Source organism: Cellvibrio sp. GW822-FHT04B05 (assembly GCF_058800985.1).
In genome coordinates this window covers 105,921-127,330 of record NZ_JBXAMU010000005.1, presented here as the reverse complement: position 1 = coordinate 127,330, position 21,410 = coordinate 105,921, and the positions used below count along the sequence as shown (strand labels likewise).

The following is a 21,410-nucleotide window of genomic DNA, read 5'->3' as shown; positions in this document are numbered from 1 at the left end:
TCGTGGCAAGACTTGTAAGAAATTTATTACCAACAGGATTTCTATACGGGTCGCCTAAACCGGTTTTTGCACAGACCGTGCCAATACAATTTCAGGAGATTTTTCAAGACAGGATAAAAGACAGAAAAGGGATTTTAACAAACGCAAATCTTCGCCTTATTTTCTGTAAATCGCATGTTTATTTTTGCAAATAAAAATTCAAATTTTTTGAAAAAAACTGGTGCAGAAAAATAAAAAAAGAGAGCAGCTTTCACTGCTCTCTTTTTGATAAAAACACCTTTAAAATAGCCATCAAAAAAACTTACAATATATTGATTTTAAAGGTTTTTATGCCTGAGCACTAAACAGCTGCCCAGGAGCTTCAGGATCCAACTGCTGAGCCAAACGCAAGAATATTTCGTTTGGAATCTGACGAATTACTTCTTGCGTTGCACGATCCAAAACTTTCACAACAGTTTCGCCCGAACCGGGGTCATAACTGAAATTTAAATCGCGCTGAGTGGACTGAATATACTCATTCATTTGCGCAACTGCAGCCTGGACTTTCTCCTGCAATACCTCTTGACCGCCAAAATCTTGTGGTTGAGATATTGCCGCTTCAGCGGCAGGCGGCAAATCATTGCCGGTTTTTTGACCTTTTATGTCGTCCGGTAATGGCGAAACCGGCACTGATTTGATCAGTACCGAACTCGCTGCGACTTTAGTGATGTCATTCATAATTTAGTCCTCACCAGAACTCTGCCGGATTAACCTTTCGGTAATCCGGCAGGGTTAATCAACTTATCTCAACAGAGACAGTACTTGTTGTGGACGAGCATTTGACTGGGCCAACATCGCTGACGCGGCCTGTTGCAACACTTGTGAACGGCTGAGGTTTGCAGTTTCCGCCGCGAAGTCAGCATCAGTGATACGTGAACGTGCTGATGAAGTCTTCTCGGAAATGTTTGCCAGGTTAGATACGGTAAAGTCCAAGCGGTTGTTTACCGCACCGAGCTCTGAACGCACATCACTGATGGTGGTCAATGCATTGTCGATCACTTTAATGGCTTTCTGGGCATTGGCCTGGGTATCGATACTGATTGAAGAAATCGCAGTACCGAAAGCGCCACCAGAGCCGATGTTGGAATCCAGCAAGCCGGTTAAGGTCCTAGCAGCTGCATTCTTATGCTCAACACTAATTGGGTTACCGTTGTTGCTGGTTAAGCGAATGCCGCCATCTGCAGAATCCCCATCGGCGACATCAGCTGCAGCACTTTCATTACCAGCCTTCGCTAACTTGGCAACGTTAGTAGTGTCTGTCAACACAGCTTCAACCGCGTCAGTCGCCGTTGTGCTTGTGCCGAATGAGATTTTGCCTACATTACCCTCAAGAACAATGCGAGTTCCGGAAACAGTCGCGGTGATGCCGGTGTCATTTGTCTTGTCATTAAATTCTTTTGCAACAGCGGCTAAGCTGGTAGGGCTTGCGGTGATAGCAATATCAACCCCGTTAAGCGCAAAAGTACCGCCAGCCAAGCTCGTAACTGCAACTGAACCAAAATCCAGAGACACAGAGGTAAACGCCGTAGCAGAAACTCCTGTTTGCTCTGACACCGAATTTATTGCAGCCACTTTTGCCGCCAGCGCGCCATTAGCAGGAGTTTGGCTTGCTGTAGTTGCCGGGATACCCACACCATTAATTTTCAAATCACCGGCGGCCAGGTTACCAGTGCCGACTGCAAAGCCTTCCACAGTTCCCGCTTTATCATTTTCGCGGAAACCAAAGGCATTCAACTGCTCCAAAGTACCATTTGACCCACGGGTAACGGTCACAGCGTCACCATTATCGGCTTTCAGCACAATACGGGCATTTGCTGCAGTGGTAATACCTGTCCCCAACGCACTACTGGCGTCAGTCACGGCAATAATGGATACATTTTCGGCAGAGATAGATACTTTTCCATCATCACCAATAGATGCTGAAAACTTACCACCTGACGAGCTGTTCATCTTTTCAACTAACTCGGTCAGATTGCTGGTTCCATTTGTACCACCACCTACGTTAATTGCAGTGGTAGTGCCATCCAGGTTAGTCAGCGTTACGGTAACTGACTGGGCCGAGGTCAGGATGCCAGTACCAGCTGCAGTTGCAGACGCAACTGCATAAGTAGATGCAGTTACACCATTAACATTTTTATTAATGTGGTCAATTAATGATTGATCGCTATTGGTTGCACCGGTACCGGCACCATCAAATTCATCAGTACCTTTAATAACTGATTGGCCATTAATCAGGATGCTGCCTTCGCGCAGAACCAAACTACCAGTCAATAAATCGATGTTAGAAGCACCACCCATCAAATCCACACTGGTAGAGCCCATACCCAGGGTTTTGGCATCCATCGCAGGCACTTTCAGGGAGATGGTTTGGTTAGCGTTTGAACCTACTTGCAGGTCTACTTTACCCAACTTGCCATCCAACAGGTTCTGACCGTTGAATGAAGTGGTTTTTGCGATACGATCCAATTCAGAGACCAGTTGTTTAACTTCGGCATCCAGGGTTTTACGGTCGCTTGCAGAGTAGATCCCGTTCGCTGACTGTACGGCCAGTTCACGCATACGTTGCAGGATGTTGGTGGATTCAGACAGTGCACCTTCAGCAGTTTGAATCAAAGACACACCGTCGTTCGCGTTACGGATCGCCTGGTCAAGGCCGCGAACTTGTGAAGTCATGCGGTTGGCAATTGCCAAGCCGGCAGCGTCGTCTTTTGCTGAGTTAATACGTTGACCTGAAGACAAACGCTCGGTTGAACGGTCAAGAGACGCGCCCGAACTCATCAACTGACGTTGAGCATTCAGAGAGGCGACGTTTGTGTTAATTACTAAAGCCATGATGAATCTCCTGGATTTAAATATCGATGCAGTGGCTGAGAAACAGACCGTGCTGCTAGTGTCGGTTGATGAAGTCTGACGCCAACAGCTTAATCAGCACTTCTAATCAGGTTATCGACACATCCGGGAGTAGCTTTAGAATTTTTTTATGGCAGGAACCAACTATTTACACTGAGAAATGGCAAAAAACATTACAAAAAGTTATATAAAATCCTTTTTCGTCAAACTATCGACCGTAAGCATCCATTGCTTTACTTGCCAAACTTGACTGACGTAATTCCGACGCACTTTTTTCACGATTTGCCTCTGCAAGCTCGGCCAGCATCTTATTAATGTCTTGCATTTCTTTGATAAGTTTTGCCGCCTCTGCTTCCAGGTTGGCTTGGGTAAGAGATTCAAGGTACTCCTGATCACCAAGAGACAGCAACCCCTGCTGACGTTGCTGAACCAACGTTTCAAACGATTCCCAATCACCCGCCTGAGCCAGGGATTGCAATGCCTTTGACTGGCTGAGTGCGCGCACGAGTGGATCTAGTAACACATCAATATCCATAGAACAGCTCTTCTTGGTGGGCCAATAGCAGACTAACGTTATCAATAGAGATTAGCAAAAGATAGTGAAGATGAGGAATAAAGAATTAACCGCCAACACAATTATCCCTTTAATCCCGGCTCATTATGAGTCGGGATTAAAGGGGCCTATCAAGCGAGATGTATTACAGATAATTGAATAATGTAAGCTGGCTGACTTTCGCAAAACTTTGCTGCGCGGCGCTTAATACAAATGATTGCATGGATAATTGAATTGTCGCATCAGCTACGTTGATATCTTGCAGGCTGGACAGTGTTGTTTTCGTGGTTAATGTAATATCCAGATTTAACTCAGTCGAACTCTCCAATGTATTCAACCGTGAACCTATCTCACTTTGAGCAGAGACAAGGTTAGTAATTACATTGGTCAAATTAGTAAGGGTCTTCGCCACCAGTTTACCCAGTTCGGCTTTGCTCTCCGGACTGTTTTCAACATTCTTCATTGCATCGCTAAAACGGGAGAGTGTTGTTAACAATGATTGTTTGTCACTTGACTCAATAAAGAAACTATCGCCAGGCTGCACCAGAACACCACGGGTTGATGAAGTACCGGCACCTTGAGTGCTGAACCCGGTCACACCATCCAATGCGCCTGACCCACCTTTAATAGTTACTTTGGCATTGCTATTGGAGGTAATGCCCTGATCAGTTACCGTCAAACCAAGGCGAGCCAATTGCGCTGCATTAGCAGGGCTATTAAATGCAGCTGCCAAATCTGCCGCACTCGTAATATTTTGGTTGAACGTCAACGTTTCAGTTTTACCATTTACTTCTATTTGGAAACTTTGCGGTGTAACAGAAAAATCATTCGCCACTGAAAAACCAAAAGGCAGGTTAACCGAGCGAATACCTGTTCCGCCCATAATTGCAGCTGCGGTGGTACCAGTGCCATTACTCAAGGTGATATTCAAACCTGTCGGGCTCTGGAAACCTGTTGCATCAACACTGATCCCGAGATTGGCGAGCCTGGCTGCGTTACCGGTGGGCAATGCGGGTGGCACGGCAGCACCGGTATTAAGCGCTGCAATAAATCCGGCAGTATCACCCGCCGCTACACCCGCAGGAAAAGTAAGCACTTCCGTTTTTCCGCCCACAGTCACACGTAATGTATCACCGGGATTAATGGCAGCTACAGGTGCGCCCGCAACCGGTAAACTGGCAGGAATTGCGGCCTCGCCTGCATACGGATGACCCAGGATTTTAAAACGCGCACCGGCGACTTCAATATCATTCCCGGCAATATAGGGTTGGTTAACTAACCATTGTTTTCCCGAGGTGCGTTCGCTCACCGTAAAATTTATACCGCTACCTGATTTGGTAAAGGTAACCACCAAATCATTTGGATAAAGCTTATCGAACTCTTGCTGGTCAAATACTTGTCCCACCGAAATAATTGCAGGCGGAACGGATTTATTCGTAGCACTCGCCGAGGTGGTAAATGTGTTGTGGCCGCTGGGTATATCAACAAATAATTTTTTCCCTGAGTCACTCACTGCAACACTAACAGAAGCGGATGCCTGTAAGCGCAATTGGCCATCATCGCCAAGGTAGCGGTAATTTCCACCACCGTCGCCTACAAATGGAGCAGTACTACTTTGATAGCCGGCAAAAATATATTGTCCGGATGCATTGCGCGTATTCTGCAAATTCACCAGGGCAGCGATTTGCGTATCAACTTCAGAGGCAAAGGATTGATAGTTTTCTTTAGTCATGACCGCAGTATTACCGGCTGATACCGCAATTTCGCGCATGCGTTGAACGAGATCGACAATCGTCTTTAAATTGGTCTCTTCGAGATTCAAACTATTTTCAGCAATATTAATATTTTTTTTGTATTGCTCAGTACGCGCCAATTCCTGATTCAGTTGCAAGATTGATGTAGCTGCAACGGGATCATCCGCTGGAGAGAGTACACGCTTTCCTGTCGAAATTTGCTCCTGGGTCTTTAGAACAGCAGCCTGTGCCTGGTTCATCCCTAACGTTGCAATGTTATAAATCTGTGAAGTGGATACGCGCATAGTGATCTCCTACCGCAGCGGCAATTTTTGCAAGGCGGCAAGAATTTGCCCACACTTGCGTCATATACCGATTAATGCACAAAATGCTCCAACTATTCAATGACGAGAAAAAACCTTACGCCAAGTGGTATTAACGCCACACGAAGTAAAGTGTTTGCAGGAAAAATTGAGAAGCGCGTAAATGCGCGAGAAAAAATAAAATATTAAAGGGAATTTAATAAGGTATCAAATAGCTCACGCGCAATTGATATAACCTGGGCATTCGCCTGGTAGAGTTGTTGGAACTTAATCAGATCGGCTGCCTCCTCATCAAGGTTCACACCGGACACACTGTCACGCATGGATTGGCTTTGTTCCAATAAACTTTTACTGGCCTCGGTATTAATTTTTGCAAGGCTGCTTTTGGTTCCCACCTCTTCAACCAGTTTTCCATAACCACTCGCAAAACTCATGGTGCCATCTTGCATAGTGGATGCCGATTCCAACGCGGCCATTGCCAATGCGTTGCGGTTATCATTTTTACCATCGGTATTAAATCCTACAGTAAATATATCACCCGCTTTCGGTTGACCGCTAAGTGCAACCTGATACCCCATAAATGAAGACTGCGCAAAAGTGGATAAACTGCTGTCGCCCATCAACGGACTATTCGTTGGTGATGTTGAGAGTTTGATACCATTGGCCATGGTGATATCAATACGGCCACCAACCGTAACCGCACTTTGCTCACCCGCCCCGGTATCCACTCCGCTCAAACGCACATTGGGATTACCATTACTGTCATTGACATCAATCGTATTAATGCCGGTACCTGATGCTTTTATACGAACATCAATGTTAACGCCGGACGATGCCACTATGCGAAGTTCAGGCGCACCAGTAATCGGGTTGCTCGCACTCTCGGCATAGAAACCCAGGGCTTTAAGATTTGGATTTTCATTGATACGCTTTGCCAAATAATTATTAAATTCCAACTCGCTGACATTGGGGTCGGGAAGATCAAAAGCAAAAGCGGTATTGTCAGGATTGTATGCCAACAAATTCTCGCCGTTGATCGACAACTGCAACGGCGGTGCATAAGTAGATGGATCAAAATTAATATCGGTAATGGTTGCCGTTGTATAAGCATTGGCAGAAACACCAGGCAATGCACTGATCTGCGCTGCTGTCTGCATAGCTGAAGCGCCCGATACAGTGGTTACCGTTTTGTTTGTCACAGCACCGGTAACAGGATCCTTGAAGGTAAAATTCAATTGCTCTGCCAAATATCCATTTGCCTGCGGAGCACTGCTCGCTATCATCGGCATATTCGGTGGAACTGAATAAGGATCGAGTGTTTGTGGAGCGCGTCCGTCGGGCAAACCTGTGCGAGCACCAGTGCCGATAACACGTGTTTCACCGATATCGGTACTGAATACATTGTTACTGGTACCCGGCACATAGGTTTGATCACGCATGGCGGGCACAAGATCTTTCGGATTCGCGGGATCACTGTTATCCAGCACGTCGTAAGTAGTAGCTGAAGTGAAACGAATAATAATAGGTGGCGATAATTTTCCCGCTTCGGAAAATGCCGGCAAGCGATTGCCTTTTGCATCCACCAGGCTTAATACTTCGCCGGCACTAATAAGTCCACTGCCGGAATTACTGGTGCTACCGGAAGTGCGGATTGGCGAAGCGAAAGCCAAATCTTCCGGGCGCTTTAATTCAGAATGGATATCGCGCGAACCGTTTTTAGTGGGTTGGATAGTAAACTTATCGCCGCCCTGAAAAGATCCGCTGGTTAAATTAATAGTGACACCATCAAATGAAATCGTGGCAGGGTAAGCACCGGATAAAGTGCCCTGTTCGACAATGGATTTATCCGACAACCGGGTCACTACATAATTACTCGAACCGGGAACAATCTCAAAACTATAATCGCTTGTGGTTAACTTGCTGGTATCGTTGATAGTGACGGAAATCACCCGATCATATGGCAGCGCATTTTGCCCGTGTGCAACACGGTTAGCCGCGAGGACAGGGTCGTTAATATCGCCAAATATTTTTTGGCCGTAATCACCATCAAGGTCAATACCTTGCTGTTGTAAAGTATTGAATTGATCAGCCATCGCCAGTGCAATACGCCCTAACTCATTCATTGAGGGAAACAGAACGTCCTGGCGAAAGCTCAAAAGCCCGCCCAGTTGGCCACCAGAGATTTGATCAGTAACATTAACGGGTTTGTTGTTGCCGGTTAACTGGATGTTTCCATCATTCGTTACGGCGAAGGTGCTGGTTTTTGCTCCAACAATTAGCGGCTGCCCATTACCAATAAACACATTGACATCACCATCACCTTGTTTAACTACTTGCAATGAAACCAATTCTGACAATTTGCGTAATGCTTCATCGCGCTTATCCATCAGATCATTTGGCTGATTACCATTACCCGATGCACGCAGCTCACCAATGGATTGGTTGAGCGAGGCGATTGAGCTGGCGAGCGAATTAACCTGTGAGGTTATCGCGCGTATTTCAGTGTTAACACTTTTTTCAATATCACTTAAACGCTGGTGTAAATTATTAAAGCGAACACTAAGGCTTTCCGCTTCAGTAACAATCAACTGCCGTGCAGGTGTTGAAGCAGGATCATTACCACCATTTTGCATAGCGGCAAAAAATGTTTGCAGGGCACCGGACAACCCCGTGCTGACATCGGCAAATAATTTATCAACCTTACCAATACTGGTATTGAATGCATTGAGCTGGTTATACGTCGTTGTATCCAAACGCAATTGTGCTGTCACGAACTCATTGACAACACGCTCAATCGACGTCGTGGTGACACCTGAACCGATAAATCCCGCAGCACCAATATTTTGCTCCGGGCGTGTGGCATAGTTAACTTCCTGGCGCGAATAGCCCGCCGTATTAGCATTGGAGATATTATGCCCGGCAGTTCGTAGCGCGTTTTGGCTGGCTTGCAAGCCGGAAATAGCATTAGAGAGAAGGCCTGACATATGCTTACTCCGCTATTTGACGGCCGGTCGCCGCCAGGGATAAAACTGATTGCACTGTTGTTTTCAATTCCTTGATTGCGTCAGAGTTACTAACCGCCCCAATTGAACCAAGGTTTTTAAGTGCATCACTATTTAAAAGCTGTTTGATTTTTTTGGCGTAATGAGGATCAGTCGCATAACCTGCCGATTGCAGCGCATCGGCATAAGCCGACGAGTTATTACCTGCATCCAGCGCTTGTTGGTAGCGTGGATTATTTTTCATTAAGCGCACATAGTCAGAAAAGCTTTCTGAATAATCGGTGTATTTACGGAAATCGGCTTTTTCATTTGCTGCAATGCCATCGCGATACTCAAGAGTATTCACATTGACTTTAGCGCCCTGCCATTGGCCGCCCGCTTTGATATTAAAGAGATTGAAACTGTTATCACCTTGCCTATCGTGGATAACGTGCTTACCCCAGCCGGTTTCCAGTGCTACCTGTGCAATCAATACATCCGGACTAATTTGTAATTCAGCCGCCGCTTTCTCTGCATGAGGTTTCAGCAACATCACAAAATTTTCCTGGGTGCTGCTGATGCTGGCTTTTTGTCCACCGCGAGTAACGAGTGGTTGAGGTTTATTTAGCAGCGCGGGAATCATTGCATAATTAGGCACAACTGGAGCTTGCTCTGGATTACCAGAATCTGCATCGCTTTCAGAAAAAATGGACTGCATGCGTGAATTATCACTCATGCGCACAAAATCATTTATCCAGGCGTCAAGCATATCGGTGTCTTGAGTATAGGATTTTTTATATTGTACGGCTTCGGTAAGCGCACCATCGTGAACAACAGTATCTTTTGCAGATTCTGCTTTCATACCACCGCCATAATTCTGCACCATTTGTTTGTAGAAATGATCTGCAATCCCGATACCGGCACCGCTGGTTAAATTCAGTACCATTTGCTGGTCGAGCATATCGCGGTGAAAACGTGTGGACTGGCTATCAAAGTAATTACCTTCACCAAATGCTTCATTGGCTTCGCGCATGGTTTTCAGCATTTGCTGTACAAACATCGCTTCAAATTTTTTGGCAACTTCTTTTAATGCCTGCGGATCTTTATCGCGTCCCATTGCCTTGATTGAATCAAGGGCGTTAGGATCGAGATAAGTATCCTGTACTTGTGCGGACTTGAGGCCGGTATCGACAGATATCATTTAGATCACCACCAATTCAGCTTTGAGTGCACCTGACTCTTTAAGCGCTTCAAGAATCGCCATCAAATCACTCGGCGATGCGCCCACGTTATTCACAGACTTAACAATGTCATCCAGGTTCGCGCCGGGAGCAAACTTGAACATAGGATTGGTTTCTTCATCCGCTTGTACATTGCTGCTCGGCACCACCACTGTTTGGCCGCCAGCAAGTGCATTGGGTTGGCTAACCGTCAAACTTTCTGCCACAGAAACAGTGAGACTGCCGTGAGTAACTGCAACCGGTGATACACGCACATTTTTACCTACCACAATAGTACCGGTACGCGAATTAATAATGACCTTGGCAACTTCTTCACCCATGGTCACGTTAATATTTTCCAGCATTGCAATAAAATCGACACGCTGTGCCGGATTAACGGGAGAGTTCACCATAATAGATACAGCATCTAATGGGCGCGCAACATCAGGCCCCAACATCGCATTAATACTTTTTGCCAAAGAATTAGCGGTAGTGAAATCGGCGCGATGCAAATTAAATACAATCGGCTGACCACCGGCGAAATTGGTTTCCACCATGCGCTCTACGATTGCACCGCTGGGAATACGACCGGCACTGGGAATATTCACCGTAATTTTTGAACCGTCATTGCCAGATGCACTCAGACCGCCGACAACCAAATTACCTTGGGCAACAGCATAGACTTTTCCATCCAAACCTTTTAACGGAGTCATTAACAGGCTGCCGCCGCGCAAACTTTTTGCATTACTGATTGACGACACAGTGACATCAATGGTTTGGCCTGGTTTTGAAAACGCCGGTAATTCAGCTTGAATCATTACCGCTGCGACGTTCTTCATTTGCATACGCACACCTTCAGGCACAGTGATACCGAATTGTTTAAGCATGCTGTTGAATGATTGTGTGGTAAACGGTGATTGTGTTGTTTGGTCGCCCGTGCCATCCAAGCCTACTACCAAACCGTAACCCACTAATTGGTTTGCGCGCACACCGGCGACACTCGCGATATCTTTAATGCGCTCGGCCTGCGCCGCCGTACTGAACAGCAACGCCACTGCGATAACGAAAAAATGAAAACTACGCATAAAGTACCTCATTAAACCTGAATACGGGTGCAAAGCTGATTCCTGTATAAAGCTAATTACAGGGGCCACAAATCACTGTTAAAAAAGCGCGACAGCCAACCCATAGAAGATGAATCTGCCAATGCACCTGTGCCCGAGTAGGAAATTTTTGCATTTGCTAAACGCGTTGAAACGATAGTGTTATCCGGTGCGATATCGTCAGGACGAATCATTCCACTGATGCGGATAAATTCATCGCCACGATTCAATGTGATCCATTTTTCACCGCGCACAATTAAATTACCGTTCGGTAAAATCTCTGCAACGGTAACGGTAATATTGCCTTGCAAGCTGTTGCTTTGATCTGCATCAGCACTGCCATCAAAGGTACGCCCCTGCTCAAGAGCAGTTGTCAGTTCATTGCCTTTAATAGTCGGATTTACACCGAGCAATGGGCCCGCATTAAAATTCACACCGCTTTTCTTACCGGTCGCAACCCCGGACGATTTTCGCGATACTGTCCGTTCACTCAGGGCTACGGTAATCACATCGCCCACAAAGTGCGCTTTGCGATCATCAAATAAATTCAGACCGTAAGCATCCTGATACAAAGAACCTTCCGTGCGTTGTGGCACTGGCATGCTTGCCGCAATTGTCGGCGCGTAAGCAGGATCATCCGGCATGGGTTTTTTGTTAGTAAAACAACCACTGAGGCCGATGGCTGCCAATATCATCAGCACTAATTTCAACGATGTTTTACTGCAAGTAAGAGTGCGCATAATCAAATCACTCAATTAAAGATTTTGGGTAATGTATTGCAACATTTGATCGGCGGTCGAAACAACTTTGGAGTTCATCTCGTACGCGCGCTGGGTGGTAATCATGTTTACCATTTCTTCAACGATATCCACGTTGGAGTTTTCCAACATATATTGTTTGATTACACCCAAACCATTTTCACCGGGAGTACCTTCCACAGGGTTACCGCTGGCGACAGTTTCTACATATAAATTTCCGCCAATGGCTTGCAAGCCAGAGTGGTTAACAAAATCAACCAGGGTGATGTTACCCAGTTGTTGCGGCTGTGCATTGCCCGGTGCAAATGCGTTTACGGTACCGTCAGTGCCGATAGTAATTTTATTGACACCCTCAGGAACAATAATCGCCGGCTCTAATAAAAAACCGTCCGCGTTAACGATCTGGCCTTCACCGTTAATTTGCAGTTGGCCGTTACGGGTGTAGGCAATAGTGCCGTCAGGTTGCAACACTTGCAGGAAACCATGACCGTCAATCGCAACATCAAGTGATTGCTCTGTCACTTGCAAAGTGCCCTGGGTAAATTCTTTTTGTGTTGCCACAACGCGCGCGCCCACACCCAATTGCAAGCCGGAAGGCAATTGCGTTTCCTGGGTTTGCTGCGAACCGGGTTGACGCTGGTTTTGATACAACAAATCTTCAAATATCGCACGGTCGCGTTTAAAACCGATGGTGCTGGTATTAGCCAGGTTATTTGAGATAGTCGTTAGCTGGCGATCTTGCGCCGACAAACCGGTTTTACTGACATAGAGGGCGGCATGCATGGTGTATTCCTCGGGTTAACTACTTGTCTGCACAAGCATTAAAAAATATTTAATTCACTTACGATATTTGTAAAAGTTGTGCCGATGCAGCCGAATTTTCTTCTGCAGACTTCATCACTTTTACTTGCATTTCATATTGGCGTGCGAGACTGAGAATCTGGGTAAATTCGTCGACAGCATTTACGTTACTGCCTTCGAGCATGCCGCTGCGGACTTTCACTTCTGCAGCGGGCTGGGCATTCAAACCATCGCGCTGGCGAAATAAACCGTCATCACCTTTTTCGATTGCCGCAACCGCCGGATTAACCAACTTAAGGCGCCCCACTTCCACCATGGCTTCAGGGCCCTGGTCTTGCCCGACAATAGAAATAATGCCGTCGGAGCCGACCTGCACTTTTTTGTTTTCAGGAATATTGATCGGGCCGCCATCACCCAGCACCGGAAGACCATTCAGGGTGCGCAGCATGCCCTGTGCATCGACTGTAAAGTTGCCGGCGCGGGTATAGGCCTCAGTGCCATCACCAGCTTGCACGGCAAAGAAGCCGTCGCCCTGGATGGCAACATCAAGTGGGTTGTTGGTCGTAATCATCGGTCCGGAACTGAACTCGGAACGCGGTGACTCTGTCAGCGCATAGGCGCGGGTTGGCTGGCCATCGCCGTAGTAAACACCCATGCTGCGTGATTGCTCAAAATCAGCGCGAAAGCCGGTCGTGCTCAGGTTAGCCAGATTATTGGCGCGATTGGCCTGCGCCAGCATATTGTGCTTGGCTCCGGTCATCGCGATAAAAAGAGCTTTGTCCACAGTGTTTCTCCAGATTTCTAACGCATACCAGAGCGCTAGTTTTTTGGCAGATTTGCCGTTATCTGGAGTTTTGCAAGAGCAGTGCCAACCCGAAAAAAATCCGTAAGCACATGAAATTAAAGGAGAAAACATAAAAGAGAGAAAAGCGGCAAAATCGTAACAATACCGGCGAACAAAGAAGCGGCAAAGAGCTTCCGCCCTTTGCCGCTGTAGTGGTGTAATTTATTGGCCTTGTTTTTTTAGAGGCGCGGTAATTTTAGGGCGCGATAAATCGTGCCCCTACTTTATCTCAGGTTAATAATGGTCTGCGTAGTGGCGTTAGCCGTTTCAATGGTTTTGGCATTTGCCTGATAGTTACGCTGCGCAATAATCAGATTCACCAACTGCTCCGACAAATCCACGTTGGATTCCTCAACCGCACCGGCAGTGATATTACCCAGTTGTGCAGAACCCGGAGCGCCGATGATCGCCTCGCCTGACTCAAACGTCTGTGCCCACATGGTATCGCCAGTTGGTTTCAAGCCCTCAACACTACTGAAGTTGGCCAACGCAACTTGCCCTAACACTTGCGCTTCACCGTTGGTGAAACGGGCAAATACAATACCGGTGCTGCTGATATCCAGACCCGCCAAACGGCCTGTCGCATAACCATTCTGATCCAACTCTTCTACCGAGAAGACACTGCCAAACTGGGTACTACCCGCAAGGTCAATCAAGAAGTTCGAGCTTGCTGGTGGCTCGGCAACCGGGATGGTTCCACCTTGCAACACATTCAACGGACCCAGTGCTCCAATAGGTGCGCCGTCTGACCCAATCGGCGTCCAGTTGGAAATCAAAATAGCGTCGGTCATTGTACGATCAATGGTTCCTTCAGGTGTGAAATGCACATCGAAAGACGCCATAGTAGCCATGATATTTTGTGGTGATGGCAAACTCGGATCGGGATCACCCACATTCTGACCATCGATTTGCACGTACATTTTCCAATGGTTCGGCGATGTAGTTGGATCCGCTGGATCATAGGCCTGCTTTACAAAATACTGACGCATTGAATGCACGTTACCCAAGCTGTCATACACAGGTGTTGTTGTGGCGTGGTTAAACGTTTTTTGATCGTTAGGATCAAACGCATTAATGGGCACCGGAGTAAAAAACCCTGGAACATTAATGGAATTAAATAGACTACCGCCGCTCACTGGCACTGTTGGTTGGCTGGATGCAATCGAATAGCCCTCTTGCATGGTGACAGTAATCTGACCACCCACTTTTATACCGTTATTGACTAACGTCGGATCAAGGTTGGTATCCAGTACTTGCTGCAAACCGCTAGCGCCCAGTATGCCAACAATGCCGCCAGTTGCACCAAACGAAAAGTCCAGATCGCGACCCGTGGCAGAGACCACTTCCAAATTACCCGTTGTGCTGTTGACGCTCGCCGTGATACCAAACAGAGTTGATTTACTTAATTTATTGATTTCGTCTGCCAGCGCCGTCATGTCAGGACTGCCGGTTGATGTGAGTGTTACGCCATTTAGTTTCAATGTACCGTTGTTAGTAAATGGTCGTGCGGGAATTGCTGGTGGACCGACCTCTGCCGGAATTGTACTTAGAATACTTGCCCTGGTAGTCGCCGTTGCGGATACGCCAGCCAGGGAATTTAATTCGGATGCAGTTTCATCAGCACTAGCACCATATTTGCTGATGTAGGTTATAGGCCTGGCATTATTGGGCCCCTGAATTACCAAGGTGTGCGAACCATAATCATTGGTAACTTTTGGAATACCTTGCGTAAAGGTGCCTGGAAATGCAGTAGTAAGGCCGTTCGCCCCTGTGCCTGCGGTAATAGACAGAGTCGATGCAACACCGGTCGCCAAATCCCGAACTTTCAAGCGGTTATCAGCCGAATCGTAATAGGCTTGTACGTTTAACGGAGTTGGAGTACTGAAATTACGGTTGTTAATTTCGTTAGCCAAATCCGTCAAGTTGTTATAAACACCCTCTGCCAGAGTGAGCGTTACGTTTTCAACGGTGCCACCGGGGACAGTGCGCGATATGGTAAATGTTGTCGGGGTAGTTGGAGCGCCCGCGATAGTTACCGGTAAAGTCACACTACCCAAATCGATTGTGGAAGTGGTAGCGGAAAGCAAACCGGGTTTAGCAACACCAACCCCGGTTCCATTGGTTGCAAAACGCGAACCCGTTGTCTCAAGAACAACCTCATTGGAGTTAAGGTTGTAAGATGCATAAACACCCGTGGTTTGACGTGGATCTTGTGAGCTTACATCCACGCGCAACTTACCCAACACACCACTTACATTGCCATTGGCATCTGCCGCGAAACCTTGCAGTAATGCACCGGTGCCATTGACGATATAACCGTTTTTATCCAGACCAAAAGTTCCCGCACGGGTATACAGACGCTCACCGTTTTTTTCCACCACAAAAAAGCCTTCGCCATTCACTGACAAATCCAATTCGTTTTGCGTGAATTTCAAATTGCCTTGAGTAAATTGCTGGCGAATATTCTGGATAGTCACACCGCTACCTGCAGTATTTGATCCGCCACCTAATAAAGTACTGGTGTATACATCACCAAATTCAGCGCGCGACGATTTAAATCCAATGGTACTGGCATTCGCGATATTATGACCGGTCACCTGCAGATCGGTATTTGCCGCACGAATTCCGCTTAACGCTGTATTGAAAGACATATTACACCTCGACCATAACGATTAATGGCTTAAAATTTCTGTTGCTTGCACTTGAGTGCAAATATTTTCAATCGTATTTAATTAGATAAACTAATTAAATTGTTTTACTTTGCTTGCTTCAACCGCGCCTATACCAGCCAAATTCAAAATCAATGATCCATTCTCACCAATGGTCACACTATTTACATTGGCACTTAGCGACGTTTTCAATGCTTCGGTTTTACCATTCTGATCGGCGGTAATTTCAAACTTATATTCACCGGCTGCAGCCGCCGCTTCACCCGCCTCCCAATTTAATAACTCGCCGTTAATTTCAATATTTTGACCATCCCAGCGGAATACCATGTCACCTTTAGGCACTTCGCCCACTGGAATTTTCTGTACCAATGCGCCTTTCTCGTCATAAATACTGATCGATAAATTCCTGGTCGAATAAGCCAACTCTGCACTACCCGCAACAATTCCACCTTTAACCAAGGTACTTTTCTCTGATGCCACTGTGACGCTGCGGCCTACCAGAGACGATGCCTGCAATGCATTGTTCGATGCAAAATTATTAAAGCTGGTATTTAAACGTTCCAATCCTTCCACCGAACTGAATTGTGCCAATTGTGCAACGAACGCACTGTTATCTTGTGGGCTTAGCGGATTCTGGTTGTTCATTTGCGTAATCATTAATTCAAGAAACGCAGCTTGACCCAACTCATTGGTATTTTTTTTCGTTTCTGTTTTTTTGGTAATGCTCAGGTTGTCGGTAACGCTGGAGCTGCTATTGGTGCTGCCTACAGTTGACATAACTTTTCTCCCTCGTTAATTACTGGCCAAGAGTCAATACACGTTGAACCATTTGCTTGGCTGAATTCATCACTTCAACGTTCATTTGGAATGAACGCGATGCAGCAATCATATTTGCCATTTCTTCTACCGGATTTACGTTCGGATAAAACACATAACCTTGCTCATCAGCTTTGGGATGGCTTGGTTCGTAACGCCGTTGCAGTGGCGCATCGCTTTCAACAATTCCAAGCACTTGCACGCCGGCAGCTGCATCAACTTCGTTATTGCTGTAGGTGCCTTCGGTCACACTTGCACGCATGGCATCTTGTTGGATTGCAGCAAACACCGGCTGGCGGCTGCGATACACTTCATTCACACTGGAACTGGCGGATTGCGCATTCGCCAGGTTACTGGCGGTAGTGTTCAAACGCAGGCTTTGTGCGTTCATACCGGTGCCAGCGATATCAAAAATATTTCCAAGTGCCATGATTTATTACCTGCAAGATGTTTCTGGAAAATGCGTTAACAACAATCCGAGGCGCGATTATTCGCCGCGGATAGCGGTGCGAAGACCGGTAAATTTGCTATTTAAAAACTGGAAGCTCGCCTGGAACGCCAAGGCGTTTTTCATGTATTCGGCATGCTCAATTTGGTCTTCTACGGTATTGCCATCAATTGAAGGCTGTTGCGGGGTGCGATACAGGACATCACCCTCGTTAGTAGAAAAACCGCTGCCATCAATATGGCGAGACTGTGTAGTGGACAAGCCAAAACCGCTGGAGCCGTTCATTTTCTGGCTCAAGGCTTGCTTGAAATCCAGGTCTTTCGCTTTATAGTTCGGCGTATCGATGTTGGCCAGGTTGTTCGCAAGGACACTGGCACGCTCGGAGCGAAAGTGCAGCGCCGATTCGTGGATACCGAGAGCTTTTTCGAAAGAGATAGACATTTCAGTTCGCCTTGTATTCATCAGGGGTGGCAACCGGAAGGGTCTGCTACCTTTTGTTACTGATAACAAAGCAACGGCTGTGCCAACGCCCAACATAAACCACAACCTATTGTTTTTAAAGGATAAAAACAATAATAACGAAGGCCAATAGAAAAGCGGCAAACAACAAGCGGCAAAGGCTTTCCGCCTGTAAGTACAGGAAAATCACCTGAGCGGCAAAGGGGAATTGCGGTAAATACGCGCGCAAGAAGAAAAGCCGGATGTTGAGTCCGGCTCTCGATAAAAGCGTATCGCCTGATGGATTGGGTCTAGAAAAGGCGTCAAATTGCCCGATAGAGAATGCCCGGTTCGCATCGAACCATTTCAAACAAATCAGCAGCGCCCGCCAATCCTTCTGATGATCCCAGGAAGAGAATGCCTTGCGGTTTCAGGGAAGCATGGATTTTTTGCAGGATCTGCCGTTTTAGCTCGGCATTGAAGTAAATCAGTACATTGCGGCAAAAGACGATATCGAATTTGCCCAAAGCGGCGTAAGAATCCATCAAGTTGAGCGAGCGAAAATCGATACGTTCTTTCGCAACGCTTTTAACACGCCAGATTGCCGGTTCAGGATTATCAAAATAGCGCTCTAACCGTTCGGCGGATAAGCCACGCAATACCGACAGCTTGTCATACTCACCGCGCTTGGCTTGCTCCAACACAGTCGATGACAAGTCAGTCGCCACAATCTGCACTTGTCGCGCTAAATTGCCCATCGCCTGGCGCTTGTATTCTTCCACCACCATGCTGATGGAATACGGCTCCTGTCCCGAAGAACAGGCCGCCGACCAGATACGCACTGGCCCAAACATCCGGTTATTGCCTGCCATTAACTGCGGCAACAGCGTATTTTTAAGGTGATCGTAAGGATAATTATCGCGAAACCAGAAGGTTTCATTGGTAGTCATCGAATCCACAACCTGATCTTTCAGCTTACGGTTGACTCCCAGCTTTAATACTCGCACCAGTTCACCGAACGAGGCGATATTGTTCTCCTCCAGAATGCGGCGAATGCGGTTAGTCACTAGATATTGTTTGTTATCGCCCAGCGAAATGCCGCAGGCGTCTTCGAGGAATTGGCGAAATTGATCAAACTCGGTCTGGTCGATGCTGTCGCGACCCGACGGTTTGGCAAAGGACGACTCTTTATTAATCATAAATTTCCAATGTAAAACAATTGCCGCGCGTCAATTCACCACAGCAATACAGGATCACGCTTCTTCTGGCGGTAACAAGCTTTCACCGGTAATCGCCAACACACGGTCATTCACACGTTTTGCCAGTTCATCCGGATGGAATTTCGCCAGGAAGTCGTCCGCTCCCACCTTGCGCACCATGGCCTCATTAAAAACGCCACTGAGCGAGGTGTGGAGGACAATATGCAGTTTTTTCAGGTCAGGATGATTACGCACTTCTGCGGTAAAGGTGTAGCCATCCATCTCCGGCATTTCGATGTCGCAGATAATCATAATCAGTTCAGAATACGGGTCCTTGCCTTCTTTCAAGATGTCCTGCAGATACCTGAAGCCCTCTGCCCCGTCCTTCTTGAGTGTGGTTTTGATTCCCATGCTCTCAACCACACGCTGAATTTGCTTACGTGCAATAGTCGAGTCATCAATAATCAGTACGTGTTTTTGCACCACGCGATCGGCAATGCCATCCTCAATCACACCGGCGCTCACGTCTTCACGCGCAGGCGACACTTCCGCGAGGATTTTCTCAACATCGATAATCTCAACCAACTGGCCGTCCACCTGGGTAACGGCGGTCAGGTAATGCTCTCTACCTGCTCCCTTGGGCGGTGGATGGATATCGCCCCAGTTCATATTGACAATGCGCTCAACCGAACGGACCAGGAAACCTTGGGCAGTGCGATTGTATTCAGTGATGATCACGAAGCAACTTTCAATATCCGGTAACTCGCGGCGGCCAATGGCCAGGTTCATATCCATGATCGGCAAAGTGCCGCCGCGGATATGGGCAACACCCCGTACCACTGAGCTACGGCCGGGGATCGCGTTTAGCTGCGGGCACTGCAATACCTCTTTCACTTTAAAGACGTTGATGCCATACAGCTGTTGACCGCCGAGCCGAAACAACAGGAGCTCAAGACGGTTCTGCCCAACCAGCTGTGTGCGCTGATTGACACTATCCATTACACCAGCCATGTAATTACCTCATTTATTCTCAACATTAGGGCCACATTAATCTCAACAATAGGACCAAGGCTATCGATGATTCGATTACCACCATACGGCACAGTATTTGCTTTGATGCTAACTAAAGCAGCTTAGCGGCAAAAAACTGCCAGACTTTAGTCATTCATGATCCAGACCGGCACTCAGTTCTTACCCTTGAGGATAGGACAAAATATGGAACTTCCTAGTTTTTATAGCACTTTCTTGCGGAAATTTTTGCGCCACAGCAAAAGCGGGAAAGCTATAGCTGAACAGCAACTAGCCCCTGTTAAAGCGGCAATCCCTGGTCAAACGGGATTGGTTTTCCTATTGTGTGGGCTCGCCCCTTTAGCCTCGGCCCAGATTTATCCGTCAAACCAGCTAAAACAAGATATCGCCAGTTTTTTGGCGACTGAGTACAAACAGGTTGACCACCAACGCATCGATATCAGCGTCGGTAACCTGGATAATCGCCTTCGTCTTGCCACCTGTGATCACGCGCCGGTTTTCACCAGCCAGGATCCAACAGGCTTCGGCGGCAATATCAGCGTCAAGGCCCAATGTAGCGGTAGCCAGCCTTGGGCAGTACACGTTCCGGCGCAAGTGACTATTTATCGGGAAATTCCCGTCGCCATTCGCGACATCGCACGTGGTGAAGTGATTAGCCAGGCACAGATGACCGTCAGCCTTGTAAACATCAGCAGTATTCGCCAGGAGTTTTTACCCGAAGCGCGTGCCATTTTCGGCAAAGAGGCCAAGCGTAATATCAGCAAAGGCGAACCGTTTAAAACCGCCATGTTAGATGCTCCCACCGTCGTTAAACGCGGTGAAATCGTAATGCTGGAATCCCTTGCGGGCAGTATTAAAGTGAGCAGCGCAGGCACGGCAATGGTGGATGGTCGGGTCGGCCAGAAGATTCGCGTACGCAATAATTCGTCCGAACGGATCATCAGCGGGATTGTTGTGAGCCAGGGCGTAGTACAAACCTTGTGATAGAGGAAAGTTTTTTTAAATTATTGCTAAAGTTAAGCGGCCGCCGGCCGATAAGACTGCCAGGGACTCTTTTTATCAAGCACGTTTTAACTGGTTATCAAACGTGTTGTTAAATTGGTTTTAGGAAGAGGCTCTATTGTCACGCCATAGCAACCGCGACATCTTTAGTAAAGTTAATCGCCGAATGAGGTCAATCGCCACTGAGGCAAATAGGGGAAAAACATGAACTTCAACACCAACAATACATTGGACTCTGTCAGCGCTAAAGGTGCTCGCACCAAGCCTGCCGTACCTAATGCACCAGAAGCAAAAGCACCAGCCGCTCCTGATGCCGCACCCGTCAGCAAAGGCGCTAGCGATCAAGTGGTATTGAGCCAGGAGGCCCAAACCTTGGGGCGCTTGCAAGCCAAAATCAATACTTCACCCGATGTTGATCTGGAAAAAGTAGCGGAAATCAAACGCGCAATCGCTGAAGGCCGCTTTGAGATTAACCCCGAGCGTATTGCCGAAAATATGCTCAACCAGAATGAACTTCTGGGCTAGAAATCGCTTTCAGGATTAACGCAGCCCTCCCCCGGGGTTTTGTTGGTTCGCCACCCGTTTTAGTTGTACCACCCAAAAT

The 21,410-nt window shown here is 47.2% G+C and carries 18 protein-coding genes; 2 read left to right on the top strand and 16 right to left on the bottom strand.

Annotated elements, in window-relative coordinates:
* Window positions 1-327: 327 nt before the first annotated feature.
* From AC1RJL_RS16360 to AC1RJL_RS16285, 16 genes are all read right to left on the bottom strand, one after another.
* A complete protein-coding gene (locus tag AC1RJL_RS16360; protein WP_492915948.1) occupies window positions 328-717 on the bottom strand; it encodes a flagellar protein FlaG in 390 nt (129 codons plus the stop codon).
* Between the two features lie 63 nt (window positions 718-780).
* Window positions 781-2,871, bottom strand: coding sequence for a flagellin N-terminal helical domain-containing protein (locus tag AC1RJL_RS16355; protein WP_492915946.1), 2,091 nt, complete (start codon window positions 2,869-2,871; stop codon window positions 781-783).
* 226 nt (window positions 2,872-3,097) lie between these two features.
* Complete coding sequence (locus tag AC1RJL_RS16350; RefSeq protein WP_492915944.1) at window positions 3,098-3,424, bottom strand: flagellar protein FliT; 327 nt, start codon at window positions 3,422-3,424, stop codon at window positions 3,098-3,100.
* 163 nt (window positions 3,425-3,587) lie between these two features.
* Entirely contained in the window at window positions 3,588-5,480 is a 1,893-nt protein-coding gene (gene flgL, locus AC1RJL_RS16345) for a flagellar hook-associated protein FlgL (protein ID WP_492915942.1), read from the bottom strand.
* Window positions 5,481-5,683: 203 nt separating this feature from the next.
* Window positions 5,684-8,482, bottom strand: coding sequence for a flagellar hook-associated protein FlgK (gene flgK / locus AC1RJL_RS16340; RefSeq protein WP_492915940.1), 2,799 nt, complete (start codon window positions 8,480-8,482; stop codon window positions 5,684-5,686).
* Window positions 8,483-8,486: 4 nt separating this feature from the next.
* On the bottom strand, window positions 8,487-9,680 hold the full coding sequence (gene flgJ, locus AC1RJL_RS16335) for a flagellar assembly peptidoglycan hydrolase FlgJ (protein ID WP_492915938.1): 1,194 nt from the start codon (window positions 9,678-9,680) through the stop codon (window positions 8,487-8,489).
* Complete coding sequence (locus tag AC1RJL_RS16330; protein WP_492915936.1) at window positions 9,681-10,784, bottom strand: flagellar basal body P-ring protein FlgI; 1,104 nt, start codon at window positions 10,782-10,784, stop codon at window positions 9,681-9,683.
* Window positions 10,785-10,840: 56 nt separating this feature from the next.
* On the bottom strand, window positions 10,841-11,542 hold the full coding sequence (gene flgH / locus AC1RJL_RS16325) for a flagellar basal body L-ring protein FlgH (protein ID WP_492915934.1): 702 nt from the start codon (window positions 11,540-11,542) through the stop codon (window positions 10,841-10,843).
* 15 nt (window positions 11,543-11,557) lie between these two features.
* Complete coding sequence (gene flgG / locus AC1RJL_RS16320; protein ID WP_492915932.1) at window positions 11,558-12,343, bottom strand: flagellar basal-body rod protein FlgG; 786 nt, start codon at window positions 12,341-12,343, stop codon at window positions 11,558-11,560.
* A gap of 58 nt (window positions 12,344-12,401) precedes the next feature.
* Window positions 12,402-13,145, bottom strand: a complete 744-nt coding sequence (flgF, locus tag AC1RJL_RS16315; RefSeq protein ID WP_492915930.1) for a flagellar basal-body rod protein FlgF — start codon at window positions 13,143-13,145, stop codon at window positions 12,402-12,404.
* Window positions 13,146-13,429: 284 nt separating this feature from the next.
* Window positions 13,430-15,856 carry a flagellar hook-basal body complex protein gene (locus AC1RJL_RS16310; RefSeq protein ID WP_492915928.1) on the bottom strand — a complete coding sequence of 809 codons (2,427 nt, stop codon included), beginning with the start codon at window positions 15,854-15,856 and terminating at the stop codon, window positions 13,430-13,432.
* A 90-nt stretch (window positions 15,857-15,946) separates the two neighbouring features.
* Complete coding sequence (locus AC1RJL_RS16305) at window positions 15,947-16,651, bottom strand: flagellar hook assembly protein FlgD (RefSeq protein WP_492915926.1); 705 nt, start codon at window positions 16,649-16,651, stop codon at window positions 15,947-15,949.
* 19 nt (window positions 16,652-16,670) lie between these two features.
* Window positions 16,671-17,120: a flagellar basal body rod protein FlgC gene (gene flgC / locus AC1RJL_RS16300; protein WP_492915924.1), complete on the bottom strand. Its 450-nt coding sequence runs from the start codon at window positions 17,118-17,120 to the stop codon at window positions 16,671-16,673.
* Window positions 17,121-17,177: 57 nt separating this feature from the next.
* The gene (flgB, locus tag AC1RJL_RS16295) at window positions 17,178-17,579 is read right to left on the bottom strand and encodes a flagellar basal body rod protein FlgB (RefSeq protein ID WP_492915922.1); all 402 of its coding nucleotides are present in this window, start codon (window positions 17,577-17,579) and stop codon (window positions 17,178-17,180) included.
* A 320-nt stretch (window positions 17,580-17,899) separates the two neighbouring features.
* Window positions 17,900-18,775, bottom strand: coding sequence for a CheR family methyltransferase (locus tag AC1RJL_RS16290; protein WP_492915920.1), 876 nt, complete (start codon window positions 18,773-18,775; stop codon window positions 17,900-17,902).
* A gap of 54 nt (window positions 18,776-18,829) precedes the next feature.
* Window positions 18,830-19,786 (bottom strand): chemotaxis protein CheV, encoded by a 957-nt coding sequence (locus AC1RJL_RS16285; protein WP_492915918.1) that lies wholly within the window; start codon window positions 19,784-19,786, stop codon window positions 18,830-18,832.
* Between the two features lie 204 nt (window positions 19,787-19,990).
* Between AC1RJL_RS16285 and flgA the strand changes: the two genes are divergently transcribed.
* Together flgA and flgM are read left to right on the top strand one after the other, a co-directional pair.
* A complete protein-coding gene (flgA, locus tag AC1RJL_RS16280) occupies window positions 19,991-20,788 on the top strand; it encodes a flagellar basal body P-ring formation chaperone FlgA (protein WP_492915916.1) in 798 nt (265 codons plus the stop codon).
* Between the two features lie 222 nt (window positions 20,789-21,010).
* Window positions 21,011-21,331, top strand: coding sequence for a flagellar biosynthesis anti-sigma factor FlgM (gene flgM / locus AC1RJL_RS16275; protein ID WP_492915914.1), 321 nt, complete (start codon window positions 21,011-21,013; stop codon window positions 21,329-21,331).
* Window positions 21,332-21,410: the final 79 nt, after the last annotated feature.